This window comes from Mesorhizobium sp. B2-7-2 (assembly GCF_006440775.1).
In the GTDB taxonomy this organism is placed as follows: domain Bacteria; phylum Pseudomonadota; class Alphaproteobacteria; order Rhizobiales; family Rhizobiaceae; genus Mesorhizobium.
In genome coordinates this window covers 79,232-103,105 of sequence record NZ_VFTZ01000004.1, presented here as the reverse complement: position 1 = coordinate 103,105, position 23,874 = coordinate 79,232, and the positions used below count along the sequence as shown (strand labels likewise).

Below are 23,874 nucleotides of genomic sequence, written 5' to 3'. Positions count from 1 at the left end.
AGCATCTGAGGCCTTGGGCTAACTCCCAGCGTGGGGTCTTGCGCTGCGGCGCAAGACCCATCCGGAGGAGCGTTGGATTGGCGACGCTAGAGCCGGAAGCCGATCCAGACGCGGCGGCGCCAGCAGCGGACATGGCGCCGGCCATGGCGCCAGTAGCGCCGGCAGACCCTTCTCCAAACGTGGCGCCGGCGGCGGCGGTAGTACCGATCACGGTAATACCGACGGCGGTAGTACTGGGCTGGCTGCAGCAGATCGGCCTGGTCATCCTCCTCGTAGATGGCCGGATCCGGCTTGTCCAATTCATCCAGAATTCCGTTGCCTTTGGGGATGCCGGCAACGGCCTTGCTGGGTCCGACCAGGCTTGCAAGCGCTGCCGCCCCCGCAATGCCAAGCATTCCGGTGAGAAACAACCGACGTTCCATAAAAACCTCCCGAGCTGTTGGGCACGGCAGCCCTTCCTCACCCGTAACGGGCTTCAGGGAGCGGCCGATCGGTTTGAACGTGCAAGTAGCATTCTCGTTCCATTAGCCCACCTCGCGCAAAATGAAGTCGTGCAGCATCTTGGCGGCGGGCGAGAGCGCGCGGTTCCTGACCGTGATCAGGCTGTAAGGCCGGACCTCGATGTCGAACTCGGTCTGCACGACATCGATGGCGCCGGCCAGCCCATCGCCGCCCTGGATGAACTTGGCGACCTGGATCGAGACCGGCGCGATGGCGTCGGACTGCGCTACCATCACCAAGGTGAGCAGCAGCGAAGAGGTGTTGAGGATGCGGTCGGGCAGCGGAATGTCGCGGTTCAAGAAGTTGCTTTCCATCGCCTGGCGCAGCGGCGAGCCGCCGGACTGGAACACCCAGTCATAGGCCGCGGTGTCTTCCAGCCGCACCGTCCTGCCGCTCGCCAGCGGGTGGCCGCGGCGCACGATGAGGCAGGCCTTCTCGACCCCGATGACACGCGATTCGAAGAGCCGCGGATTGAGATCGTCCGGGATGCGGGCGATGATGAAGTCGTGGCGCGAGGCGATCAGCTCGCGGGCGAGCACGTTCGAGGTCTCGACCTGCATGGTGATCTCGATGCGCGGATAGATGCGGCGGATCTCGCGGATCGCCGGCACGGCCAGCTCGATCGCGGGCGCCGTCACGGCGCCGAGGAATACGGAGCCGCCCTTGCCGGACTTGAGCTCGGAAATCTCACGATCGACCTCCCGCATCTCCAGCAGGATGGAGCGGGCGCGCCGGGCGAGCGCCTGGCCGTAAGGGGTCAGCGTCACGCCGCGCGGCAGCCGCTCGCACAACTTCACGTCGAGCACCGCTTCCATCTCGGCGATCATGCGCGAGGCGGCCGGCTGGGAGATGTTCATGACCTGGGCGGCGGCGCTCACCCGCCCGTGATCGTCCAAGGCGGCAATCATGCGCATGTGGCGGAGACTGAGGCCGCTGCGCAGCAACGTCTCGCCATCTCCCGGCAATTTCTCGTAACCACCTGAAATCGCATCGGGATCGCGCAACGCCGCCATGGTTTTCGGTCTCCTGTGCGGGTTTCTATTCGATCGCTTAAGCCATACCAGTCTCGATATAGCAACAAGCAAAGATCGCATTTGACAGTTATGTCAAAGCGACCCACCCTCCGCGCGTTCCGATGCGCAGGGGTCGGCGACGAGCGAAATCGTATCGATTGAAACTGCGCCGCGGGGCCGATTGGGAGGATACCGGAGATCGATAAAGCCGACAGTGGCGCGCCAGCGCACCTGTTCGACTGCGCGGCCCGCGAAGCCCCGAGGTGTCGCGTCCATCAACCAGGGAGAGTAATCGTGAAGATCATCAAGACGCTGGCCGCCATCGCGGCCCTTGGCATTGCCGCCACGACCTATTCGGCGCACGCCGCCGACAAGGGTCTCGTCGGCGTGCTGATGCCGACTAAGACCTCGCAGCGCTGGATCAACGACGGCGACGCCGTCAAGTCCCAGCTCGAAGCGCTCGGCTACACCGTCGACCTGCAATATGCGCAGGACGACATCCCGAACCAGCTCAGCCAGCTGGAAAACGAAATCACCAAAGGCCCGAAGGCGCTGATCATCGCTTCGATCGACGGCACCACCATGGCCGACGCGCTGCAGAAGGCCAATGATGCCGGCGTCGTCACCATCGCATATGACCGCCTGATCAAGAAGACCCCGAATGTCGACTACTACACCACCTTCGACAATTTCGGCGTCGGCGTGATCCAGGCGAACTCGCTGGTCAAGGGCCTCAAGGAGCGCTTCCCGAACACCAAGCCGTGGAACGTGGAGCTGTTCGGCGGCTCGCCGGACGACAACAACGCCTTCTTCTTCTACAACGGCGCTATGTCCGTCCTGCAGCCGCTGATCGACGACGGCTCGATCAAGATCAAGTCCGGCCAGATGGGCATGGACAAGGTCGGCACCTTGCGCTGGCTCGCCGCCACCGCCCAGGCGCGCATGGACAACCTGCTCTCGGCCAACTACTCGGACGGCAGCCGCGTCGACGGCGTTCTGTCTCCCTATGACGGCCTGTCGCGCGGCATCACCGCCTCGCTGCGCGCCGTCGGCTACGGCACGGAAGCCCAGCCTTGGCCGATCGTGACCGGCCAGGACGCCGAGACCGCCTCGGTCAAGCTGATCATCTCGGGCGAGCAGTACTCGACCGTGTTCAAGGACACCCGCGAGCTGGCCAAGGCCACCGTGCAGCTGGTCGACAAGGTGCTCTCCGGCGGCAAGCCGGACGGCCTCGACACCAAGACCTACAACAACGACGTCAAGGTCGTTCCCTCGATCCTGTTGACGCCGCATGAGGTCGACAAGTCGAACTACAAGGAACTGGTTGTCGACTCCGGCTACATCAAGGCTGAAGACCTGAAGTAATCCGGTCTCAAAGGAAGGGGTCCTGCGTCACGCAGGGCCCCTTTTTGTTCGCAAGCGACCCCGGTATTGTTTTTGCCGGCTACCGCAGCGCCATATGCCGCCACGGCATGAGCGAAACTGCGGCATGTTGATTTCGCGCAAGACGCTTTCCGCGAGTGGAAGGCCTGCGCCAGGGAGCAGATCCTGATGGCCTCGACGATTTTGGAGATGCGCGACATCACCAAGACGTTCCCCGGCGTGAAGGCGTTGTCGAACGTCAATCTCAGCGTCGAGGAAGGTGAGATCCACGCCGTCGTCGGCGAGAACGGCGCCGGCAAGTCGACACTGATGAAGGTGCTGTCGGGCGTCTATCCGTCCGGCACCTATGAGGGCCAGATCATCTTCCGCGGCCAGGAATGCAATTTCAAAGGCATTCACGACAGCGAGCATATCGGTATCGTCATCATCCACCAGGAGCTTGCCCTGGTGCCGATGCTGTCGATCGCGGAAAACATCTTCTTGGGCAACGAGCACGCCACCTACGGCGTCATCGACTGGGACGCCAACGAGACGCGTACCGGCGCCCTGCTGAAGAAGGTCGGGCTCAAGGAAGACCCCAAGACGCTCATCACCAATATCGGCGTCGGCAAGCAGCAGCTGGTCGAGATCGCCAAGGCGCTGAGCAAGGAAGTAAAGCTCCTGATCCTCGACGAGCCGACGGCCTCGCTCAGCGAGAAGGACAGCCAGGCGCTGCTCGACCTTCTGCTCGAGTTCAAGCGCCAGGGCATGACCTCGATCCTGATCTCGCACAAGCTCAACGAGGTGAACCGCGTCGCCGACAAGGTGACGGTGATCCGCGACGGACGCACCATCGAGACCTTGCCGAGGAAGGACATCTCGGAAGACCGCATCATCACCTCGATGGTCGGCCGCTCGCTCGACGACCGCTACCCGCCGCGCGAGCCGAAGATCGGCGACGTCATCTTCGAGGTGAAGGACTGGTCGGTCTACCACCCGATCCATGCCGACCGGCAGGTGATCAAGAACATCAACCTCAATGTGCGCAGGGGCGAAGTTGTCGGCATCGCCGGTCTGATGGGCGCCGGCCGGACCGAATTCGCGATGAGCCTTTTCGGGCGCTCCTACGGCCGGCACATCACCGGAGAGGTGTCGCTGCGTGGCAAGCCTATCGACCTCTCATCAGTGAGCAAGGCGGTGGCAAGCGGCATCGCCTATGTCACCGAGGACCGCAAGACCTACGGCCTCAATCTGATCGACCACATCAAGCACAACGTGACCTTGGCCAACCTGTCCGGCGTTTCCAGCCGCGGCGTCATCGACGACATGCGCGAGATGAGCGTCGCCAACGACTACCGCAAGAAGACCAACATCCGCGCCTCCAGCGTCTACCAGCTGACCGGCAACCTCTCGGGCGGCAACCAGCAGAAGGTCGTGCTGTCGAAATGGCTGTTCGCCGATCCGGAGGTTTTGATCCTCGACGAGCCGACCCGCGGCATTGACGTCGGCGCGAAGTACGAAATCTATACGATCATCGCGCGCCTTGCCGCCGAGGGCAAAGCGATCATCGTCATCTCGTCGGAAATGCCCGAGCTGCTCGGTATCTCCGACCGTATCTATGTGATGAACGAAGGGCGTATAGTCGGCGAAATGGCTGCAAGCGACGCAAGCCAGGAAAAAATCATGCGCGCCATCGTTCGCGGAGAAGGAAAAACATCATGAGCACAGAAAGCGCTCCCGCGCCGCAAAGCGGCCTCGCCGAGGACGTCAAGCAGCAGGGCCCGCGCGTCGCCGTCTCGGCGCTGACGACGAACCTGCGCGAATACGGCCTGATCATCGCGCTGATCGTCATCATGCTGTTCTTCCAGTACACGACGTCGGGAACGCTGTTCAAACCGGTGAATCTCAGCAACCTGGTGCAGCAGAACTCGTTCATCATCGTGATGGCGCTCGGCATGCTCCTGGTGATCGTCTCCGGCTATATCGACCTCAGCGTCGGCTCGGTCGCCGGCTTCATCGGCGCGCTGGCGGCGATGATGATGGTGATCTGGCCGCTCGGGATATTCTCGAATCCGCTGGTGGTCTCGATCGTCTGCCTGTTCGTCGGCGCCCTGATCGGCGCGGCGCAAGGCTACTGGATCGCCTATCACAAGATACCGAGCTTCATCGTGACATTGGCGGGCATGCTGATCTTCCGCGGCATCTGCCAGGCGCTGCTCGGGGGCGGCTCCTCGGTCGGCCCGTTGCCCGACAGCTTCAAGGCGCTGAGCTCCGGCTTCATCCCGGATGTGATCGGCCCGCTGACGCTGGTCCCGCCGACGGTCAATGCCGCCGGCAAGACGATCGTCGGCAGCGGACTGACGCTGCATATGACGACGGTCGTGCTCGGCCTCGTCGCGGTGCTCGCCTACGCCTATTTCGGCTTCAGGACGCGGCGCAAGCGCGAGCGGCATGGCTATGAGGCGGAGCCCTTCCCGCTGTTCGTCGTCAAGACGCTGGTTGGCGGCGCGCTGGCGCTGTTCCTGGTCTTCCAGTTCGCCAGCTACAGGGGCCTGCCGGTCGTGCTGCTGGTGATGGGCGTGCTGATCTCACTGTTCGTCTTCGTCACCAAGCGCATGACCATCGGCCGCCGCATCTACGCCATGGGCGGCAACGCCAAGGCCGCACAGCTTTCGGGCATCAACACCGAAAGGCTGACCCTGATGGTCTTCATCAATATGGGCGTGCTGTCGGCACTGGGCGGCCTGATCATCGCGGCGCGCCTCGGCCAGGCCGTGCCGGCGGCGGGTCTCGGCAGCGAGCTCGACGTCATTGCGGCCGTCTTCATCGGCGGCGCCTCGGCAATGGGCGGCGTCGGACAGGTGATCGGCGCCGTCGTCGGCGGCTTCATCATGGGCGTGATGAACAACGGCATGTCGATCATGGGCGTCAATGTCGACTGGCAGCAGGTGGTGAAAGGCCTGGTGCTGCTCGGCGCCGTCATCTTCGACGTCTACAACAAGAACAAGGCCTGAAGACCTGAAGCGGACTTAAGAAGGCATACGGGTTTCAGATCGCGAAGCTGCCGGCAACCCGTCGGCACCAAGAAGTCCAGGCAAGGACCGGGCTCGCGAGCGCAATCCGGACGAAGAATTTCAACCGTGGCGCGGATTTCTCCGCGCCGCGCCGGTCAAGGTTTGCCCGCGGGCAGCCAGGCAGATGAGAGAGGGTTCAAACATGCTGATCTCCCAGATTCTCGACGACGCCGAGACGATCCGCGTCGTCGCCCGCAATGGCGGCGGCAAGACCAGGGTCATCAACGGCGCGCGCAGCGTCTATTCGCTGGCGATGGAGGCCGCGCGGACGGGCACGGGCCTCGAAGCATTGATCGAGCGCAAGGGCTATGGCGAGACGGTCGATCTCGACGCCGCCTACAAGAGGGGCAGGCTGGTCTCGCCGATCAACCATCCGGATCCCGCGCATCTGCATCTCACCGGCACGGGGCTGACGCATCTCGGTTCCGCGGCGACGCGCGATTCCATGCACAAGAAGCTCAGTGACGGCGAAGAACAGCTCACCGATTCTATGAAGATGTTCCGCATGGGGCTCGAAGGCGGCAAGCCCGCCAAGGGACAGGTCGGCGTGCAGCCGGAATGGTTCTACAAGGGCAACGGCACGATGGCGGTGGCCCCCGGCGCTCCCCTGATGTCGCCTGCCTTCGCGCAGGACGGCGGCGAGGAGCCGGAGATCGCGGGCATCTATGTCATCGGCGATGACGGCGCGCCGTTCCGCGTCGGCTTCACGCTGTCGAACGAGTTTTCCGATCACGTGACCGAGCGGGTGAACTATCTGTTCCTCGCCCATTCCAAGCTGCGCAACGCCTCGTTTGGCCCCGAAATCCTGATCGGCGACCTGCCGGCCGACATCCGCGGCGCATCGCGCATCTGGCGCGACGGCAAGCTGCTCTGGGAAAAGCCGTTCCTGTCGGGCGAAGCGAACATGTCGCACACCATCGCCAATCTCGAGCACCACCATTTCAAATATTCGGCCTTCCGCCAGCCGGGCGATGTGCATGTGCATATGTTCGGCACCGCGACATTGTCCTTCGCCGATGGTATCAGGACCGAGGCTGGCGATACTTTCGAAATCGAGGCGCAGGATTTCGGCCTGCCGCTGCGCAATCCGCTGGAGATCGAAAAGCCGGTCAAGGTGGCGGTGAAGGCGCTGTGAGGTAGGGTGATCTCCCCACGAGGGGGAGATCAGCAGCTTCAGCGCGCTGCGCGAAAATGCTTGGAGAGCTTCAGGCCCTGCGCCTGATAGTTCGAGCCGAGTTCGGTGCCGTAAAGCGCCTGCGGGCGCTTCAGCATATGCTCGTAGACGAGACGGCCGACGATCTGGCCGTGGTCGAGGATAAAAGGCACCTCGTGGCTGCGCACTTCGAGCACGGCGCGGCTGCCGCTGCCGCCGGCGGCGGAGTGGCCGAAGCCCGGATCGAAGAAGCCGGCATAATGGACGCGGAACTCGCCGACCAGCGGATCGAAGGGTGTCATCTCGGCGGCATAGAGCGGCGGCACATGCACAGCTTCTCGGCTGACCAGGATATAGAATTCGTCCGGATCGAGCACCAGTTCGCCGGCGCCGCTCTTGTAGATCGGCTCCCAGAAATCGACGACATCCTGCGCGGCACGCTTGTCGACGTCGACCAGGCCGGTGTGGTGCTTGCCGCGGTAGCCGACGAGGCCGTCCTTGTCGCCGTCAAGATCGATGGAGAGCGCGATGCCGCCGCCTGAAATATTGGGCGGCTCGGTGGCGACCAGCATCTCGGCGCGGTGAAGGTCGCGCAGCTCGCTTTCCGAGAGCACCGCGTTGCCGGTGCGGAAGCGGATCTGCGACAGCCGCGAGCCGGCGCGCACGACGATCGGGAAGGTGCGCGGGCTGACTTCGAGATAGAGCGGCCCGCGATAGCCGGCGGCGATCTTGTCGAACTCGTGGCCACGATCGGTCATGACGCGTGTGAAGATGTCGAGGCGGCCGGTCGAGCTCTTCGGATTGGCCGAGGCGGATACGTTCGCCGGCAGCGCCAGGCTCTCGAGCAGCGGCACGATATAGACGCAGCCGGTTTCCAGCACCGCGCCCTCGGCAAGGCTGATCTCGTGCAGCTTCAGCCGCTCGAGCTTGTCGACGACCCGATGATCCGGACCCGGCAGGAACGAGGCACGCACGCGAAACGCTTTGTCGCCGAGCCTGAGATCGAGGCTGGCCGGCTGGATCTGGTCGGCGTCCAGCGCGCGCGGCGACTTCAGCGCCTTCGCCTCGAACAGCGCTGCGATGTCCTGATCCGGAAGAATGCCTGTTTGCCGCAAAGGCTGGCTCCGTTCACAAGGCCGGGCTAGGATCTAAGCAGGCTCTTGCCGCCCGGCTGGTACAAACCTCTTAATGAAGCCGGCAATTGACGCAAGCGCGGCGCGGGTCTAAAGGGTCGTTATCCCGTGGTGATTTGGCCGGTCGGCTTGCAGCCACGTTAAACAAGTCGCTAAAGGACCGTCGAGCCGCAAGGCTATATGGACCGGTTGCGACTTCGCGGCCGGTTTTTTTGTGTCTGAAAGCAGGGCTATGAGCACCAAGAAGCGCAACTGGAAACCTCAGACGGCACTCGTGCATGGCGGAACGTTGCGTTCCGGCTTCGGCGAGACATCGGAGGCGATGTATCTCACCCAAGGCTATGTCTACGAGACGGCGCAAGCGGCGGAAGCCCGCTTCAAGGGCGAAGAGCCGGGCTTCATCTATTCGCGCTACGCCAACCCGACCGTCGACATGTTCGAAAAGCGCATGTGCGCGCTGGAAGGCGCCGAGGATGCCCGCGCCACCGCTTCCGGCATGGCCGCGGTAACCGCCGCGCTGCTCTGCAGCGCCAAGGCCGGAGATCATATCGTCGCGGCGCGCGCCCTGTTCGGTTCCTGTCGCTGGGTGGTCGAGACGCTGGCGCCGCGCTACGGCATCGAGGCGACGCTGGTCGACGGCACCGACATCGCCAATTGGGAAAAGGCGATAAGGCCGAACACCAAGCTGTTCTTCCTGGAAAGCCCGACCAACCCGACGCTGGAGGTGGTCGATATCGCCGCGGTCGCCAAGCTCGCCAATTCGATCGGCGCCAGGCTGATCGTCGACAATGTCTTCGCCACGCCGCTGCAGCAGAAGCCCTTGCTGCTCGGCGCCCATATCGTCGTCTATTCGGCGACCAAGCACATAGACGGCCAGGGCCGCTGCCTCGGCGGCGTCATCCTGTCGGACAAGAAGTGGATCGACGAGAACCTGCACGACTATTTCCGCCACACCGGTCCCAGCCTGTCGCCCTTCAACGCCTGGACGCTGCTCAAAGGCCTGGAGACGCTGCCGCTGCGCGTGCGCCAGCAGACCGAGAGCGCCGGCAAGATCGCCGACTTCCTTGCCGGCCGACCGGAGATCGCCCGTGTCATCTATCCGGGTCGCGCCGATCATCCGCAAGCGGATATCGTCAAGAAGCAGATGTCGGGAGGCTCGACGCTGATCTGCCTCGACGTCAAGGGCGGCAAGCAGGCGGCCTTTGCCTTCCAGAACGCGCTCGACATCGTGCTGATCTCGAACAATCTCGGTGACGCCAAGAGCCTGATCACCCATCCGGCGACGACGACACACAAGAACCTGAGCGACGAGGCCCGCGCCGAACTCGGCATCGGGCCAGGCACGCTGAGGCTCTCCGTTGGCCTGGAGGACACCGACGATCTGCTGGAAGACGTCGAACAGGCGCTGAAGGCAGCAAAAATAGAAGGCTGAGAACGCCGCGGCCGGAGCCTTCCAGAGCCGCAATTCCGGACGGAAAACCGTTTCACACTTTTCCTGGAATTGCTCTAGGCGAGCTCCTCCAGCTCGGTCATCGCCTTGGTGCGGATGGTCATGGCGTTGCCGCGCCATTCGACGGCGCCGCCGAACCAGGCGCGCGCCCAGATGGCCGGCAGCAGGGCATCGCGCACGATCATCGCGGTGACGCTGCGCGGCGACAGGTACCAGCCCTTCGCAAAGGCCAGCAGCCATTCCGGCAGGTAGGCGATCGCCAGCACGCCCAAGGCCGTCGTAGGCAGACTGACGCCGGCGCTTGCCGCGGCGGTCAGCGCCAGCAGCAGCGGCATCGCGGCACCCGTCAGGATCTCCGGCGCGAAGAACAGCGGGAACGTGACGCGGCGCAGCCGCGCCCAGCGCGCCTGGCGCGACCAGATCTCGGCGAAGCTGCGCAGTCCAAGCGGCTGCTCGAATGGCGAGGCGACGAGGTTGACCTTGAGCCCCAAGCCGTTGACCAGCTTGGTGGCCGCGGCGTCCTCGGCGATCTCGGCGGCCAAGGCCTGGATGCCGCCATTGGCGTCGAGCATCGGCTTGTTCCACAGCATGCTCTTGCCCTGGGCGAAGCCAAGGCCAAGCGCCTCCCCGGCATACTGCCAGCGCGCCTGCAGCGTGTTGAGGAAGGCGCATTCGACCTCGGCCCAAAACCCGTCCGGCCGCGAGCCGATAGGCGTCGAGCAGACGAGGCCGGTATCCGGCCGCCATGCCGCCATCAGGTGCTGGACATAGTCTCTCGGCATCAGCACGTTGGAATCGGCGAGGATCACCCAATCGTGCCGCGCCGCCTGCCAACCCTTGACGCAGTTGTTGAGCTTGGGATTGGCGCTGACGCGATCGTCGCCGATCAGCAGCCGCGCAGGAATTTTGGGGTGGCGCGCGATCGCAGCGTCGATCAGCTTGACCACCGGGTCTTCGGCATGCGCGACGCAGAAGATCAGCTCGTAGCGCGGCCAATCGAGCGAGAAGGCGCGCTGCAAGGTCTCCGGCGTGAACGGCTCGACGCCACGCGACGGCACGATGAAGGAGACCGGTGGCCGCGCGCTGGGGGGCGGCGCGATGACATGCCGCCGCTTCAGCCGCGACGAGGCGAGCAGGATGCTGGCGAGATTGAAGGAAAGAAGCGCTGACGAAGCCAGGCCGGCTGCGATAGTCAGTTCCATCGAGATCTGGTCACTCCCGATAGAGAGTTTCACCGTTTCACGCAAACGGCGACCCACTCCATCTCCTTGTTTTCACGCGATTCCGGACGGAAGGCTACGGCGAAGGCGCCGAGCCTAACCGCTCGCGCTTTTCCTGGAATTGCTTTAGGCCGCACGCGACCGTTTCAACTGTTACAGAGCGTCCGAGTCGCCCGGCGCGGTTTGTGCACACCAACATTGTCATGTGTCACCTAAATGACATTGTTTTTCGGCACCTGCACTTTCAAGGCTGGCAGGATGGTCGGCGCTGCGTTTATCAAGAGCGGAGCGTGACATATGTTCCGCGGCGGCAACCGGAGTGGCCCATGTATCGCGCAGTGACGCGCAACATCGAAGTGCTGGTCAGGCCCTTCTATCTGGAGGACCGCTCCGATCCGTCCGAGAACCGCTATGTCTGGGGCTATCAGGTGACGATCGACAACCGCTCCGATGAGTTCGTGCAGCTTGTGTCGCGCTACTGGCACATCACCGACGGCCAGGGCCGGGTCGAGGAGGTGCGCGGCGCCGGCGTCGTCGGCGACCAGCCGGAACTCAATCCCGGCGACAGCTACCAGTACACCTCGGGCTGCCCGCTCTCGACGCCATCAGGCATCATGGTCGGCCACTACACGATGCGCAACGGCCGCGGCGAGACGTTTGATATCGCCATTCCGGCTTTCTCGCTCGATATGCCGGGGACAAGGCGCACGGTGAATTAGGCGTCGGCGACAGCCTCTTTCTCCCCGTTTTACGGGGAGAAATGCCCGGCAGGGCAATGAGGGGCAGCGCCGGGCTTCTAAGATTTTCGTTGAGGCTGACGACAGCGGCTCTCACGGCGGACGCTATCACGGCCAACGTTGGCGCCGCCCCTCATCCGCCCTTTGGGCACCTTCTCCCCGTGGAACGGGGAGAAGGAAGAGCGCTTACTTCGCGAATTCATCCGGGTCGAAGTCGTATTGGGTCGAGCAGAACTCGCAGGCGACATGGATGCCGCCCTCTTCGGTCGATTCCTTGATCTCCTCAGCCGAAAAGCCTTCGAGAATGCCGCGGATCTTGTCGCGCGAGCAGGAGCACTGGTCGGCGACAGGGACGCCGCGGAAAACGCGCACGCCGTGTTCGTGGAACAGCCGGTAGAGCAATCGCTCGGCGCCCACCGTCGGGTCGATCAACTCGGTCGGCTCGATCGTGCCGAGCAGCGCCAGCAACTCCTGCCAGGAATTGTCGGCCGGCTGGTCCGCGACGTCACGCGGATCGCCGTCGCCGCCGGAAATATCGGGAACGCGCATGCGCTCCGGCGATTGCGGCAGGAATTGCGCCAGGATGCCGCCGGCGCGCCACTGCTCGCGCGCGCCGGCCGGGCCGCGCGTGACCAGCTTGGCGACCGACATCTTGATATCGGTCGGGATCTGCTCCGACTGCCGGAAATAGGTGCGCGCGGCGTCCTCGAGCGAGGTGCCGTCGAGCTGGACGATGCCTTGGTAGCGCTGCGTATGCGGGCCCTGGTCGATCGTCAAGGCCAAGACGCCGTCGCCGAGCAGCGTCTGCTGCGAGGTCTCGCCGGCGGCGGTCAGCGCCTGCAGCCGGTCGGCATCGAAGCGCGCATAGGCGCGCAGCGCATGCGGCGTGGTGAAATCGGCCACCAGCATGTCGACCGGACCGTCGGTGCGGGTCTGCAGGATGAACTTGCCTTCGAACTTCAACGAGGTGCCGAGCAGCACGGTGAGCACGCAGGCTTCCGCCAGCAGGCGGGCGACGGGCTCAGGGTAATCGTGGCGGCTCAGAATAGCGTCGAGCATCGGCCCGAGCTGCACGGTGCGGCCGCGCACATCGAGCGGCGCGACCTCATAAGGCACGACATGATCGTCGCCGGCGAAGCCGAATTCACCGAGTTGGGGTTTATGCTCAGCCAAGGTCTGGGTTTCCAACATGACAATACTCCGGGGCGCAGCCATGCCGCCCGGTGAGCCGCATGCGTCGAAGCGCGTTCAATTTACGTGATGGCCCGCAAATAGGCATCACATGTCCCCAGATCAAGTTGAGCCCGATCGGGCCGGAAGCGGTCAGGTCCAGCCCTTCTCACGCGCCCAGACACCAGGCCAGCACAGCCTTCTGGGCGTGCAGCCGGTTCTCGGCCTCGTCGAAGACCACCGAATGCGGCCCGTCGATCACCTCATCGGTGACCTCCTCGCCGCGATGCGCCGGCAGGCAGTGCATGAACAATGCATCGGGCTTGGCCTTTGCCATCAGCGCCGCATTGACCTGATAGGGCAGGAAGACGTTGTGGCCGCGGGCGCGATGCTCCTGGCCCATGGAGACCCAGCTGTCGGTGACGACGCAGTCGGCCTTGTCGACGGCTTCCTCGGCGGACCTGGAAAACCGAACCTTGCCGCCATTGGCCTTCGACCAGTCGACATATTTCTCGAAAGGCTCGCTGCCTTCCGGCACCGCGACATTGAGGTTGAAGCTAAAGCGCGCCGAGGCCTCCAGGAGCGAATGCAGCACATTGTTGCCGTCGCCGGTCCAGGCGAAAGTCTTGCCGGACACCGGACCGCGATGCTCCTCAAAGGTCATGATGTCGGCCATGAGCTGGCAGGGATGCGTGTCGTCGGTCAGCCCGTTGATGACCGGAACGGTGGCGTTCTCGGTGAGCTCCAGCAGCCGGTCGTGCGAGGTGGTGCGGATCATGATGGCGTCGACATAGCGCGACAGCACTTTCGCCGTGTCGGCGATCGTCTCCGAACGGCCGAGCTGCATCTCGGTGCCGGTCAGCATGATGGTCTCGCCGCCGAGCTGGCGCATGCCGACATCGAAGGACACGCGCGTGCGCGTCGACGGCTTATCGAAGATCATGGCCAGCACCTTGCCATCGAGCGGTTTTGAACGCTCACCCGCCTTGAGCCTGGTCTTTCGCGCCACCGCGTCGTCAAGCATGATGCGCAGGTCGCCCGCGGAAACGGCGGACAGATCGGTGAAGTGGCGAACACTCATCGGCAGGTTCCAGAAATTATTTGGCGGCTTCGGCGGCAATCGCGTCGGTCAGGCGCTTGGCGCCGCCGCGAATGCGCTCCAGCGCCTCGCCGATCTCCTCGTCGGTGACGGTGAGCGGCGGCAGGAGGCGGATGACGTTATCGCCCGCCGGCACGGCAAGCAGGTGCTGGTCGCGCAGCGCCATGTTCACCTTGGCGTTGGGCATGGCGCATTTCAGGCCGAGCATAAGGCCGGTTCCCCTGATGCCCTCGATGACGTCGGGGAATTCATCGGCCACCGCCGCAAGGCCCTGCTTCAGAAGCAGCGCCTTGCGCTGCACGTCCTCAAGGAAGCCGTCGGCCAGCACCACGTCGAGCACGGCGTTGCCGACGGCCATCGCGAGCGGATTGCCGCCGAAGGTGGTGCCGTGCACGCCGGCCGTCATGCCGGTCGCCGCCTCGTCGGTGGCAAGGCAGGCGCCCATCGGGAAGCCGCCGCCGATGCCCTTGGCGATCGCCATCAGATCGGGCGTGACGCCTGACCATTCATGCGCGAACAGCTTGCCGGTGCGACCGATGCCGCACTGGACCTCGTCGAAGATCAAAAGCAGGCCGTGCTTGTCGCAGAGTTGCCGCAACCGCTTCAGCGATTGCGTCGGCACCGGGCGTATGCCGCCCTCGCCTTGAACCGGCTCGATCAGGATCGCCGCGGTCTCCGGCGTGATCGCCTTTTCAGCGGCGTCGATGTCGTCGAAAGCCACCTGGTCGAATCCCTCGACCTTCGGGCCGAAGCCTTCGAGATATTTGTACTGGCCGCCGGCGGCGATCGTCGCCAGCGTGCGGCCGTGAAAGGCACCCTCGAAGGTGATGATGCGGAAACGCTCGGGACGGCCCTTGACGAATTGATAGCGCCTGGCCGTCTTGATGGCGCATTCCAGCGCCTCGGCACCGGAATTGGTGAAGAACACCTTGTCTGCAAAGGTCGCCTCAGTCAGCCGCTCGCCCAGCCGGCGCTGTTCCGGGATCTCATAGAGGTTGGAGACGTGCCACAGCTTGGCAGCCTGCTCGGTGAGCGCCGCGACCAGATGCGGATGGCCGTGGCCCAGCGAATTCACCGCAATGCCGCCCGCGAAGTCGAGATATCGCTCGCCCTTGTCGGTGACCAGCCAGGTCCCCTCCCCGCGGTCGAAAGCCAGGGGTGCGCGAGCAAAGGTCTCGTAAAGCGCCGAACCGCTCATTATATGCGTCTCCGGAACCGGAAATCAAAAAAGCCGCCAATGCGGCGGCCTTTGCGGCTTATCATGGTTTTCGGCCATGAAGTCAACGAAAACGTCACGCAGAAGCGCGTGGCAAGCCCCTGACGCCACGCCGGCTCATAAGTAGGCCGGCAAGTTGGGGAAAACCGAAAAAACCGAATCATGTTGCCCTGGGGACTCTTGTCACCGAGTCAGCGCATAAGGTATTTGTAGTCGAGAAATAACTAGATTTCGTGCGGCGGACCTAATCACCCGGTATATGTGGTGTTGTTTGCCCGGCGAGAGCCGGGGGCGGGAAAGGATTCTGACTGCCGCACGCCTCAGCAGGAGCGCGGTCTCATGAACTGGACTGACGAGCGAGTCGAACTTCTCAGGAAATTGTGGTCGGAGGGTCTGAGCGCCAGCCAGATCGCCGCACAGCTCGGCGGGGTGAGCCGCAACGCCGTCATCGGCAAGGTGCATCGCCTGAAGCTGTCGGGCCGCGGCCGCGCAACGGCCGCTCCGGCGCGCCAGAAGAAGGCGACGCAAGGCGCCTCGATGCAGAAATCGGTGACCCGCGCCGCAAGTGCCACGCGTCACGTGACCACCACCATCGGCGCCACCGCGCTGCAGGTGCAGTTCGACGCCGAGCCCGTCGCCCGCCACTATATCCGACCGGTCGAGAACGTGGTCGTGCCGATCTCGCGGCATCTGCAGCTCGTCGAGCTGACCGAACGCACCTGCAAATGGCCGAACGGCGATCCGCTGTCGGAAGACTTCAACTTCTGCGGCAACGACGCCGCCGAAACGGGACCCTATTGCAAGTATCATTCCCGGGTGGCGTTCCAGCCGGCCGGGGAGCGGCGCAGGGCGCGCTGAGCGAATAGCGAATAGCGAATAGCGAATAGCGAATAGCGAATAGCGAATAGAACTGGATTGAGTTTCGCGAAAAGGGCAACTTATTTCCCCTACTCGCTACTCCCTATTCGCTACTCGCTCCCTACTCCCCTACTCCCTCCCTTCACAGCCATCCATTCTTCTTGAACCGCCAGTACAGGAACGCGCAGATGAGCGCGATCGCCACCAAGACGGCCGGATATCCGTATTCCATCTTCAGTTCCGGCATGTCGGAGAAGTTCATGCCGTAGATGCCGGCGAAGGCCGTGGGCACCGCCAGGATGGCGGCCCATGAGGCGAGCTTCTTGGATATTGCGGTTTCCTGGCTCTGCCCGACCAGCAGACTGGCTTCGAAGGCGAAGGCCAGAACCTCGCGCAGGGAGTCGATCTTTTCCTGCACGGTGCGGATGTGGTCGGTCACGTCGCGAAACAGCGGATGCATGGCGGCATGTATCTGTGGCAGGTCGGCGCTGGTCAGCCGACGGCAGACCTCGACCAGCGGCAGCGCCGCATTGCGCAGCCGCAGCAGATCGCGGCGCAGCATGTAAAGCCGCTCGATATCGGAACCGGTCATCGGCTTCAGAAGCACCTTGTCCTCAATCGCCTCGACCTCGTCCTCGATCTGCTCCAGCACCGGCATGTAGTTGTCGACGATGAAATCGAGAATGGCGTAGAGGACGAAATCCTCGCCTTTGGCGAGCGAATGCGGGCAGCTCTCCCAGTGCTGGCGCACGGCGGCGTAAGAGGTCGACGGGCCGTGCCGGACGCTGACGATGTAGCCGGCGCCGACGAACAGATGCGTCTCGCCGAAAGTGACACGGCCATCGATCAATTGCGCGGTGCGGGCAACGATGAAGAGGGCGTCGCCATATTGCTCGATCTTGGGGCGCGCATGCGGATGCTCGGCATCCTCGATCGCCAAATCATGCAGGTGGAATTGCGCCTGCACCCGGAGCAACAGGTTGCGATCGGGCTCGAGCAGGCCGATCCAGACGACATGGCCGGGTTTTGCCGCCCATTCGCCGGCCTGTTCGATGGCGATGTCGGCGATGCGCTTGCCGCCCGAATAGACGCTGGATGCAATGATGCCCGACGTTGGGGCCGGGGTCAGGTTTCGAACTTGTTCCATCGCAAACCTCCCGAGACGCGACTGACAAAATCGCTGTCCCTGGAGGAGCTTATCCTAAATCAGGAAGCCATTCGAGAGGCGGCGGTTCACTTAGCCGGCACCGTGCCGGAAAGCACGACCTTGTCGGTCCTGTCGCCCTTCGGCCGGTCGGTCGGCATCTGGTCGCCTGTGACGATGTAATAGATCGTCTCGGCGATATTGGTCGCGTGGTCGCCGATGCGCTCGATGTTCTTGGCGCAGAACAGAAGATGCGTGCAGGGTGTGATGTTGCGCGGATCTTCCATCATGTAGGTCAAGAGCTCGCGGAACAGCGAGGTGTACATGGCGTCGATCTGGTCGTCCCGGTCGCGCACGAGGCCAATCCTCTCGACCGAGCGCGAGGCGTAGACGTCGAGCACTTCCTTGAGCTGCGTCAGCGCCAGATTGGCAAGCGCCTCGATACCGCGGAAAAGGCTATTCGGCTGGCGGCCGTCCACCGAGGCCACGCGCTTGGCGACGTTCTTGCCCAAGTCGCCAACACGCTCAATATCGGCCGAGATACGGATCGCGCCGACGATCTCGCGAAGATCCGTCGCCATCGGCTGGCGCCTGGCGATTATGATGATGGCCTTGTCGTCGACCTCGCGCTGTCCTTCGTCAAGGACGAGATCGTCCTGGATGACCTTCTGCGCGAGGCCATGGTCGACATTTACCAGGGCCGCGACCGCCTGTTCGACCATGCGCTCGGCATGGCCGCCCATCGCGGCGATGCGCTTCGACAGGAACTTCAGCTCTTCATCATAGGCACTGGCGATATGAACGGACTGCATGGATATGCCTTCCCGGTTTGTGCCGGCTGGTGCGTTCCCTCAATCCGTCGCTGATACGTGAACCGCATGACAGAAAGAAGAAAATCCCGGTTGGTAACCGATATACGATCAGCGAGCCGGCAAATGAACCGTGAACGCCGCGCCCTTGCCGACTTCCGACTTGATCGACAATCTTGCGTTGTGACGGGTCAATATATGCTTGACGATCGAAAGGCCAAGCCCGGTGCCTTTCTGGGCGCGGCTGTTTTCGACATCGACGCGGTAGAAGCGCTCGGTGATGCGCGGGATGTGTTCTTCGGCAATGCCCGGACCATAATCCCTTATCGTGACGTCGAAGCCCGGCTGCTGGCCATCCTCGCCGCCGGCGATCGATACGGTGACACGCCCGCCTGACTGGCCGTATTTGCAGGCGTTCTCCAGGAGATTCTCGAAAACTTGGAATAGTTCGTCGCGATCGCCGGGAACGACAAGCGGCGCGTTGGCGAACTCCCGCTCGATGACGACGCCGTTCTCACCGGCCAGCGGCCCGAGAGAATCGATGACGCTGTCGATCGTCTGGCGAAGATCGACCTCGGTGCCGGGACCCAGATAGGGCTTCATCTCCAACCGCGACAGCGAGAGCAGATCGTCGATCAGGCGGGCCATGCGGCCGGTCTGGTTCTGCATGATCTGCAGGAACTGGTCGCGCGCCGCCGGATCGTTGCGGGCCGGCCCGCGCAGCGTCTCGATGAAGCCGGCGATCGATGCGAGCGGCGTGCGCAACTCATGGCTGGCATTGGCAATGAAATCGGCCCGCATGCGGTCGATGCGGCGCGTCTCGCTTTGATCCTTAAACACCAGCACGTAAAGGCCGGTGGCATGGCCGACCGTGGACGCGCTGACCCGATATGTGCGTTCCACCGGCAGCTTTTCGGTGTAGTCGACCGCATCGGAAGCGACTTCTCCGGCAAGGATGCCGTCGAGCAGCGCCTGCATCTCCGGGGCGCGGAACTTGAGCGACAGCGACATACCGGGCGCCAGTCCGCCGAAGGCGGCGAAGGCGGCGGCATTGGCGTGAACGATGGTGGCGGAATGGTCGAAGATGATCAGCGGGTCGGCGACCGCGGCGGCCAGATATTCGCCGGAGAGCCTCTGCAGCCCGCTGGCCTCGATCGCTGCCCCCGCATCGGCCGGCTCACGTTCGGCATCTGCGGGCAGCATCGCCGCGGCCGCCAGCACGGCCAGGGCCAGCACGAGCACATAGGCGGATGCGCCGGCGAAAAAATAAACGGCAAGGATCGCGAGAACGCCCGCGCCAAGCAGCCAGCGGTTGCGCGCCAGCCGCCCCGTCAAGGCTCGCCCCTTGTTGTCTTGTCCCGCGCCCGTCTCTGCCATAGGCCCGCGCCACCCCGCATCCCGTTCGACCGGTCAGCCGGCTCGCTGGACCGGCCTGACGCATGGGACCCTGGAAATCAGGATCGATTTTCGCGAAGGTTCATGCGCAAGATCAAAATGCTGCAGCGTCTTTGCGTCCGAGTGCGCGCTGCGCTGCACAGGCTCCATAGCATGAGTCCGCAAACTGGAAAGGTTCGTCCGGATGAAAAATGCCAAGGAAACGGCTGAAGCGGTGCCCGCCACGGCACCGATCAAGATCAAGATCGGCGGCAAGGAGCGAGCGTTCGACATCGACAATCCGGTGCTGCCTGACTGGATCGAGGACAACAAGCTTACCGCCGGCGGTTATCCTTACGACAAGAAGATGAAAAGCGAGGACTACGAAAAGGAGCTCGAAGGGCTGCAGATCGAACTGGTCAAGGCGCAGGCCTGGCTGCAGGCCACCGGCAAGCGGGTGATGGCGCTTTTCGAGGGCAGAGACGCGGCCGGCAAGGGGGGCACGATCTTCGTGCTGCGGCAATATATGAACCCGCGCACGGCCCGCAACGTCGCGCTGCCCAAGCCGACGCCGACCGAGGCGGGGCAATGGTATTACCAGCGCTATGCCGACCATTTCCCGACTTCGGGCGAGTTCGTCACCTTCGACCGCTCCTGGTACAACCGCGCCGGCGTCGAGCCGGTCATGGGGTTCTGCACGCCGGAGCAGCACGAGAAATTCCTGGACGAGACGCCGCATTTCGAGCGGATGATCTGCAACGAAGGCATCCATTTCTTCAAATTCTGGCTGAATATCGGCCGCGAAACGCAGCTCGAACGGTTCCATGACCGCCGCTGGTCGCCGCTGAAGAACTGGAAGTTCTCGCCGATCGACATTGCCGGCGTCAGCAAATGGGACGACTACACCAGGGCGCGCGACCAGATGATCGAGCGCACGCATAAGGAGTTCTCGCCCTGGATCGTCGTGCGGGCCAATGACAAGCGACGCGCCCGGCTCGCGGTGATCCAGCGTATCCTGCTTTCCCTGCCCTATGACGGAAGGGACCTCGACGCCGTCGGCAAACCCGACAAGAAGATCATCGGCGAGGGGCCGGAATTCGTGAAAGACTAGTTGTTGTTCTTCGTCTGGAACCGCTGGCCTGCCCTACCCGCGTGGTAACGCGGTTCCGGACGAGTTACAGCGCCGCGCGCCTTTCGGCTTGCGCGGCGCTGGGGTTTCATGCCGGGCGCTCAGGCGGCCAGGCGAGCAATCCGCTGCAGCCGCTTCAGCGTGGTGTCATCCTGAAGCGCCTGCTGGAACAGCGTGATCTCGTGGTCGATGCGGTCGCACAACACATCCGTATCTCCCTTGAGCAGGCTGCGCGTCTGCAGCAATGCCGCAACAGGCTTCTTGGCCAGCTGTTTGGCCCTTGCCAGCGTTACTTCCTCGGCGCTGCCTTGCGTCACGATCTCGCCGACCAGGCCCAGTGCCTTGGCGTCCTCGACGCCCAACGTATCGCCCAGGCAGAAGAAGCGGAACGCACCGGCATAGCCGAGCTTCTGGGGCGCCAAAATGCTGGTCGCCGCGTCCGGCACCAGGCCGAAATCGACGAACGGCACCCTGAAGGTGCTGCCCCTGGAAGCGATCACCATGTCGCAATGGAACAGGATGGTGCAGCCGACGCCGACAGCATCGCCGTCGACGCAGGCAAGGACCGGCTTGGGGAAGGTCGCCAACATGCGGAACATGTCGGTGACGGCGGCGATCAACTCTCGGTGCTTGGTGGCGTCGAGGAACTCCGAGAAGTCGCCGCCAAGGCAGAAGCAGCCGGCAAGGCCGCGCAGCATGACGACGCGGACCTCGTCGTTGACCGCCGCATCGCGCAAGGTCCTGGCAAGGCTCGCATAGGCGTGTCTGTCGAGCACTGGCCGGCCGTCATGCGAGGACACGGTGACGACCAGCGTATGGCCGCGCAGTTCCGGTTCGGGATGGAAACTCATGACCGCCTCCATCACGAAGCCTGCTTGAGGCCGAGCAGACCGGGATAACCCCGGTTCAGCACCGGCAGGTGGTGGTTGCGGCGGGCCCGCACGACATCGAGCGTATGCTCGGTGAAGGTGAGCAGCGTCGCCACGACCTGCTGGTTGCCATAGGTGCGCTGGTAACCGAGCGGCGTCGCCAGGAAGTGCAGTTGCAGGGCGCGCAGCACCCACATCGGCTCGAACTCGATGATGACCTGGTTGACGTTGCGCTTCAGGCCCCATTCTACGAAGCCGGCGATCAGCTCGGTGCCGACGGTCGAGACGCCGCGTTTGCCATCGCGAAAACCCGGAGCCACCGCGTAGCGGGTCAGTTCCCAGACATTCGGCCCCGAGGGGGACGGTCCTTCGCAGAGATCCGACAGAACGTCCGTCAGAAGATGCGGCCGTGTGGTCGGCAGCATGCGCTGGTAACCAGCCAGTTCGCCGTTGCGGATGACGAGGTGGTGTTCGGCCTCGTCATGATCGAACTGGTCGATCTCGAGCTGGTCCGGACGGGCGAGATCGGTCCAACCCATCTCCTCGACGAAGATCTTGTAGCGCAAGCGATGGACCGCCTCCCAAAGGTCGGGGCGTTCCATGAGTTCCTGAGTGGTAAGGGCAAAAAGCATTAGCCGTCTCCTGGGCTTAAGAGGAAGATACGGCCGTGATGTCCCTTAAAATATTACGCGAATGCGCAGGCAAGAATTTCCAGGTCGGCACGGCCGACCTAGCTAATATAGCCGCGCCTAATCGCCTCCGCGACTGCCTGCACCCGGTTGGCTGCGCCGAGTTTGCTCTTGGCGTTAAGAAGGTGTTTCTCGGAAGTGTGTTCCGAGATGCCGAGGATTTGCGAGATCTCCCATTCGGACTTGCCGACGGCGGCCCATTGCAGGCACTCCCGCTCACGCGCCGTCAATTCTATGTGATCGATGACGTTGTCGGCCTTGGTGTGCAGTTGCATGGCGCGGCCTATCGCATAGGTCGACGCGAGCGATACCATTCCGAATTCCGCATCCGACAATTCAACGGATTCGCCGCCCAGCGAGACCATGACGATCTGGCCGTCGAGCGTGACCAGCGGAAACGCCAGGCCGTCGCGCAGCTTGAACTCGCGGGCGTCGCCCATGACTTCGTCGCTGTTCTTGTCGATCAGGGCGGTCTTGGAAGCGTCCCGCCATTGGAACGGCGCCTGAAGCTGCTTCATGTGGCTGACGACCGGGTCGTGGTCGACATAGTTACGCGCCACATAGCGCTCAAGCCAATCGCCGGGCCAATCGCAAAGCATCACGTGCTGTTTCTGGCGGCCGCGCGGCGTGCCCGGCTGCGGCACGGTTCCCGCCATCAAGGCGGTTAGGCCGAAGCTCGAGGTGATGCCGAGCAGCCTCTCGCAGACCGCGGCCGCGGTGCCAGCATGCTGCAACTGGTCTATGTATTCCAGAGTTCTGTCGAACAGGCCCATCGCAACATCTACCCCATGTTGCTTCTGCTTTTTCATTACCGACGGTAGATGCCCGAACCCCCCTTCGCCATCAACCCCCGCGTCGCAATCTCCTCAGCAAAACCGGCAGCTTCCCCCTTCCGGCACGCAAGGTCACTTGCAAACGTGCTAAAGCATACGCTTAATTTGGCTGCTTGAAATCAAAAACCGTTGTGCCTGCCCCCCTTTTCATACGAAAAGCCAAGAGAGCTGTCTGGGCGGAGCCTTATCGATGTTGCGGTGGATATTTCTGGCCCTGATGTCCGCACTGACCGGCGCGCTGCCCCTTGCCGGACCGACTCAGGCGGCCGAGCCGCAGGTGCCGGTATTGTGGGACGCCAAGGAGCGGCTGCCGAAACCCGATCTCTCCGCGCTGCCGCGGCTCAGATTCCTCACCACCACTGATTTTCCGCCCTTCAACTTCCTCGACGGCGCCGGCCGCCTGTCGGGTTTCCACATCGATCTGGCGCGGGCGATCTGCGTGGAACTGGGCGTCGCCGAAAAATGCCAGGTCCAGGCTTTGCCGTGGAACGAACTGGACGATGCTCTGCAGAAAGGCGAAGGCGAGGCGATCATCGCCGGCATCGCCGCGACGCCGGACAGCCGCGAGAAATACGCCTTCTCGCGCTCCTACATGCAATTCCCGGCGCGCTTCATCATGCCCAAGGCGAAGGCCTTCGCCGAGCCGATCCTCGACAAGCTGCGCAGCAAGCGGGTCGGCGTCGTCGCCGGCTCGGCGCATGAGAAAATGCTGCGCGGCTATTTCAACACCGTGCAGGTGGTGACCTTCGACACACCGGAAGACCTCTATGCCGACCTCAAGGCCGGCAAGGTCGACGCCGCTTTCGGCGATGGCATGCGCTTTGCTTTCTGGCTGGGCGGCTCGGACGCAGCCGGCTGCTGCCGCTTCGCCGGCGGTCCGTATCTGGCGCCGGAATATCTGGGCTCGGGCATGGCGATCGCCACCCGCAAGAACGACACTGCGCTTGCCGCCGCCTTCGACTACGCGCTGCAGGAAATCTCGATCAAAGGCACCTTCGCCGAGTTCTACCTGCGCTATTTCCCGGTGAGTTTTTTCTAGCC

At 63.4% G+C, this 23,874-nt stretch carries 22 protein-coding genes and 1 riboswitch; of the genes, 9 read left to right on the top strand and 13 right to left on the bottom strand.

Translation table 11 applies throughout. The features are described 5' to 3' along the window. Positions 1–86 precede the first annotated feature (86 nt). The gene (locus tag FJ425_RS07290) at positions 87–422 is read right to left on the bottom strand and encodes a protamine-2 (modular protein) (protein ID WP_140629568.1); all 336 of its coding nucleotides are present in this window, start codon (positions 420–422) and stop codon (positions 87–89) included. 102 nt (positions 423–524) lie between these two features. Further along, positions 525–1,514, bottom strand: a complete 990-nt coding sequence (locus tag FJ425_RS07285; protein WP_140629565.1) for a LysR family transcriptional regulator — start codon at positions 1,512–1,514, stop codon at positions 525–527. 294 nt (positions 1,515–1,808) lie between these two features. Between FJ425_RS07285 and chvE the strand changes: the two genes are divergently transcribed. The 4 genes from chvE to araD1 all read left to right on the top strand — a co-directional run bounded on the left by chvE (position 1,809) and on the right by araD1 (position 7,085). Then, entirely contained in the window at positions 1,809–2,879 is a 1,071-nt protein-coding gene (gene chvE, locus FJ425_RS07280) for a multiple monosaccharide ABC transporter substrate-binding protein (RefSeq protein ID WP_140629562.1), read from the top strand. Positions 2,880–3,065: 186 nt separating this feature from the next. Next, complete coding sequence (gene mmsA, locus FJ425_RS07275; RefSeq protein ID WP_140629559.1) at positions 3,066–4,598, top strand: multiple monosaccharide ABC transporter ATP-binding protein; 1,533 nt, start codon at positions 3,066–3,068, stop codon at positions 4,596–4,598. Further along, complete coding sequence (gene mmsB, locus FJ425_RS07270) at positions 4,595–5,890, top strand: multiple monosaccharide ABC transporter permease (RefSeq protein WP_140542062.1); 1,296 nt, start codon at positions 4,595–4,597, stop codon at positions 5,888–5,890. The genes mmsA and mmsB overlap by 4 nt, the downstream gene beginning before the upstream one ends. A gap of 202 nt (positions 5,891–6,092) precedes the next feature. Next, positions 6,093–7,085, top strand: a complete 993-nt coding sequence (gene araD1 / locus FJ425_RS07265; RefSeq protein ID WP_140542061.1) for an AraD1 family protein — start codon at positions 6,093–6,095, stop codon at positions 7,083–7,085. Between the two features lie 38 nt (positions 7,086–7,123). Here the strand turns inward: araD1 and FJ425_RS07260 are convergent, their stop codons facing one another. Then, on the bottom strand, positions 7,124–8,218 hold the full coding sequence (locus FJ425_RS07260) for a 2'-deoxycytidine 5'-triphosphate deaminase (RefSeq protein WP_140542060.1): 1,095 nt from the start codon (positions 8,216–8,218) through the stop codon (positions 7,124–7,126). A 116-nt stretch (positions 8,219–8,334) separates the two neighbouring features. After that, positions 8,335–8,412, top strand: a riboswitch (SAM riboswitch). A 56-nt stretch (positions 8,413–8,468) separates the two neighbouring features. Here FJ425_RS07260 and FJ425_RS07255 point away from each other — a divergent pair. Beyond that, positions 8,469–9,668, top strand: a complete 1,200-nt coding sequence (locus FJ425_RS07255; protein WP_140722630.1) for an O-succinylhomoserine sulfhydrylase — start codon at positions 8,469–8,471, stop codon at positions 9,666–9,668. A 74-nt stretch (positions 9,669–9,742) separates the two neighbouring features. On the opposite strand, the gene FJ425_RS07250 is transcribed toward FJ425_RS07255, so the two are convergent. Next, the gene (locus tag FJ425_RS07250) at positions 9,743–10,888 is read right to left on the bottom strand and encodes a ceramide glucosyltransferase (RefSeq protein ID WP_140722627.1); all 1,146 of its coding nucleotides are present in this window, start codon (positions 10,886–10,888) and stop codon (positions 9,743–9,745) included. 344 nt (positions 10,889–11,232) lie between these two features. Here FJ425_RS07250 and apaG point away from each other — a divergent pair, with 344 nt between their 5' ends. Beyond that, positions 11,233–11,625 (top strand): Co2+/Mg2+ efflux protein ApaG, encoded by a 393-nt coding sequence (gene apaG / locus FJ425_RS07245; protein WP_095765893.1) that lies wholly within the window; start codon positions 11,233–11,235, stop codon positions 11,623–11,625. 204 nt (positions 11,626–11,829) lie between these two features. Here apaG and FJ425_RS07240 read toward each other — a convergent pair whose 3' ends face one another. The 3 genes from FJ425_RS07240 to FJ425_RS07230 all read right to left on the bottom strand — a co-directional run bounded on the left by FJ425_RS07240 (position 11,830) and on the right by FJ425_RS07230 (position 15,110). After that, positions 11,830–12,858, bottom strand: coding sequence for an Hsp33 family molecular chaperone (locus tag FJ425_RS07240; protein WP_140722624.1), 1,029 nt, complete (start codon positions 12,856–12,858; stop codon positions 11,830–11,832). A gap of 124 nt (positions 12,859–12,982) precedes the next feature. Next, positions 12,983–13,894, bottom strand: coding sequence for an ornithine carbamoyltransferase (gene argF, locus FJ425_RS07235; protein ID WP_140629548.1), 912 nt, complete (start codon positions 13,892–13,894; stop codon positions 12,983–12,985). A gap of 16 nt (positions 13,895–13,910) precedes the next feature. Beyond that, positions 13,911–15,110 (bottom strand): aspartate aminotransferase family protein, encoded by a 1,200-nt coding sequence (locus FJ425_RS07230; protein ID WP_140722621.1) that lies wholly within the window; start codon positions 15,108–15,110, stop codon positions 13,911–13,913. A gap of 357 nt (positions 15,111–15,467) precedes the next feature. Between FJ425_RS07230 and FJ425_RS07225 the strand changes: the two genes are divergently transcribed. Beyond that, entirely contained in the window at positions 15,468–15,986 is a 519-nt protein-coding gene (locus FJ425_RS07225) for a GcrA family cell cycle regulator (RefSeq protein ID WP_095765897.1), read from the top strand. Positions 15,987–16,128: 142 nt separating this feature from the next. On the opposite strand, the gene FJ425_RS07220 is transcribed toward FJ425_RS07225, so the two are convergent. From FJ425_RS07220 to FJ425_RS07210, 3 genes are all read right to left on the bottom strand, one after another. Then, positions 16,129–17,133 (bottom strand): magnesium and cobalt transport protein CorA, encoded by a 1,005-nt coding sequence (locus FJ425_RS07220; protein ID WP_140542054.1) that lies wholly within the window; start codon positions 17,131–17,133, stop codon positions 16,129–16,131. Between the two features lie 86 nt (positions 17,134–17,219). Beyond that, positions 17,220–17,942 carry a phosphate signaling complex protein PhoU gene (gene phoU, locus FJ425_RS07215; RefSeq protein ID WP_140542053.1) on the bottom strand — a complete coding sequence of 241 codons (723 nt, stop codon included), beginning with the start codon at positions 17,940–17,942 and terminating at the stop codon, positions 17,220–17,222. A 108-nt stretch (positions 17,943–18,050) separates the two neighbouring features. Continuing rightward, entirely contained in the window at positions 18,051–19,316 is a 1,266-nt protein-coding gene (locus FJ425_RS07210) for an ATP-binding protein (protein WP_140722618.1), read from the bottom strand. Between the two features lie 202 nt (positions 19,317–19,518). Between FJ425_RS07210 and ppk2 the strand changes: the two genes are divergently transcribed. Beyond that, complete coding sequence (gene ppk2, locus FJ425_RS07205) at positions 19,519–20,424, top strand: polyphosphate kinase 2 (RefSeq protein ID WP_140722615.1); 906 nt, start codon at positions 19,519–19,521, stop codon at positions 20,422–20,424. A 119-nt stretch (positions 20,425–20,543) separates the two neighbouring features. On the opposite strand, the gene FJ425_RS07200 is transcribed toward ppk2, so the two are convergent. The 3 genes from FJ425_RS07200 to FJ425_RS07190 form a co-directional block, all read right to left on the bottom strand. Beyond that, positions 20,544–21,293, bottom strand: coding sequence for an enoyl-CoA hydratase-related protein (locus tag FJ425_RS07200; RefSeq protein ID WP_140722613.1), 750 nt, complete (start codon positions 21,291–21,293; stop codon positions 20,544–20,546). Between the two features lie 11 nt (positions 21,294–21,304). Continuing rightward, positions 21,305–21,943, bottom strand: a complete 639-nt coding sequence (locus FJ425_RS07195) for an acyl-homoserine-lactone synthase (RefSeq protein WP_140722610.1) — start codon at positions 21,941–21,943, stop codon at positions 21,305–21,307. 98 nt (positions 21,944–22,041) lie between these two features. After that, on the bottom strand, positions 22,042–22,773 hold the full coding sequence (locus FJ425_RS07190) for a LuxR family transcriptional regulator (protein WP_140542048.1): 732 nt from the start codon (positions 22,771–22,773) through the stop codon (positions 22,042–22,044). A gap of 277 nt (positions 22,774–23,050) precedes the next feature. On the opposite strand from FJ425_RS07190, the gene FJ425_RS07185 reads away from it, so the two are divergent. Further along, positions 23,051–23,872, top strand: a complete 822-nt coding sequence (locus FJ425_RS07185; protein WP_246677898.1) for a transporter substrate-binding domain-containing protein — start codon at positions 23,051–23,053, stop codon at positions 23,870–23,872. Positions 23,873–23,874: the final 2 nt, after the last annotated feature.

Excerpts from the sequence above, each read along its gene's own strand:
- apaG (WP_095765893.1), top strand. The coding sequence starts at position 11,233 with ATGTATCGCGCAGTGACGCGCAACATCGAAGTGCTGGTCAGGCCCTTC.
- FJ425_RS07230 (WP_140722621.1), bottom strand. The coding sequence starts at position 15,110 with ATGAGCGGTTCGGCGCTTTACGAGACCTTTGCTCGCGCACCCCTGGCT.
- FJ425_RS07195 (WP_140722610.1), bottom strand. The coding sequence starts at position 21,943 with ATGCTTTTTGCCCTTACCACTCAGGAACTCATGGAACGCCCCGACCTT.
- FJ425_RS07225 (WP_095765897.1), top strand. The coding sequence starts at position 15,468 with ATGAACTGGACTGACGAGCGAGTCGAACTTCTCAGGAAATTGTGGTCG.
- FJ425_RS07210 (WP_140722618.1), bottom strand. The coding sequence starts at position 19,316 with ATGGCAGAGACGGGCGCGGGACAAGACAACAAGGGGCGAGCCTTGACG.
- FJ425_RS07200 (WP_140722613.1), bottom strand. The coding sequence starts at position 21,293 with ATGAGTTTCCATCCCGAACCGGAACTGCGCGGCCATACGCTGGTCGTC.
- araD1 (WP_140542061.1), top strand. The coding sequence starts at position 6,093 with ATGCTGATCTCCCAGATTCTCGACGACGCCGAGACGATCCGCGTCGTC.
- ppk2 (WP_140722615.1), top strand. The coding sequence starts at position 19,519 with ATGAAAAATGCCAAGGAAACGGCTGAAGCGGTGCCCGCCACGGCACCG.
- FJ425_RS07290 (WP_140629568.1), bottom strand. The coding sequence starts at position 422 with ATGGAACGTCGGTTGTTTCTCACCGGAATGCTTGGCATTGCGGGGGCG.
- FJ425_RS07255 (WP_140722630.1), top strand. The coding sequence starts at position 8,469 with ATGAGCACCAAGAAGCGCAACTGGAAACCTCAGACGGCACTCGTGCAT.
- mmsB (WP_140542062.1), top strand. The coding sequence starts at position 4,595 with ATGAGCACAGAAAGCGCTCCCGCGCCGCAAAGCGGCCTCGCCGAGGAC.
- FJ425_RS07240 (WP_140722624.1), bottom strand. The coding sequence starts at position 12,858 with ATGGCTGCGCCCCGGAGTATTGTCATGTTGGAAACCCAGACCTTGGCT.
- FJ425_RS07190 (WP_140542048.1), bottom strand. The coding sequence starts at position 22,773 with ATGGGCCTGTTCGACAGAACTCTGGAATACATAGACCAGTTGCAGCAT.
- FJ425_RS07250 (WP_140722627.1), bottom strand. The coding sequence starts at position 10,888 with ATGGAACTGACTATCGCAGCCGGCCTGGCTTCGTCAGCGCTTCTTTCC.
- FJ425_RS07185 (WP_246677898.1), top strand. The coding sequence starts at position 23,051 with ATGTCCGCACTGACCGGCGCGCTGCCCCTTGCCGGACCGACTCAGGCG.
- FJ425_RS07220 (WP_140542054.1), bottom strand. The coding sequence starts at position 17,133 with ATGGAACAAGTTCGAAACCTGACCCCGGCCCCAACGTCGGGCATCATT.
- mmsA (WP_140629559.1), top strand. The coding sequence starts at position 3,066 with ATGGCCTCGACGATTTTGGAGATGCGCGACATCACCAAGACGTTCCCC.
- argF (WP_140629548.1), bottom strand. The coding sequence starts at position 13,894 with ATGAGTGTTCGCCACTTCACCGATCTGTCCGCCGTTTCCGCGGGCGAC.
- phoU (WP_140542053.1), bottom strand. The coding sequence starts at position 17,942 with ATGCAGTCCGTTCATATCGCCAGTGCCTATGATGAAGAGCTGAAGTTC.
- FJ425_RS07285 (WP_140629565.1), bottom strand. The coding sequence starts at position 1,514 with ATGGCGGCGTTGCGCGATCCCGATGCGATTTCAGGTGGTTACGAGAAA.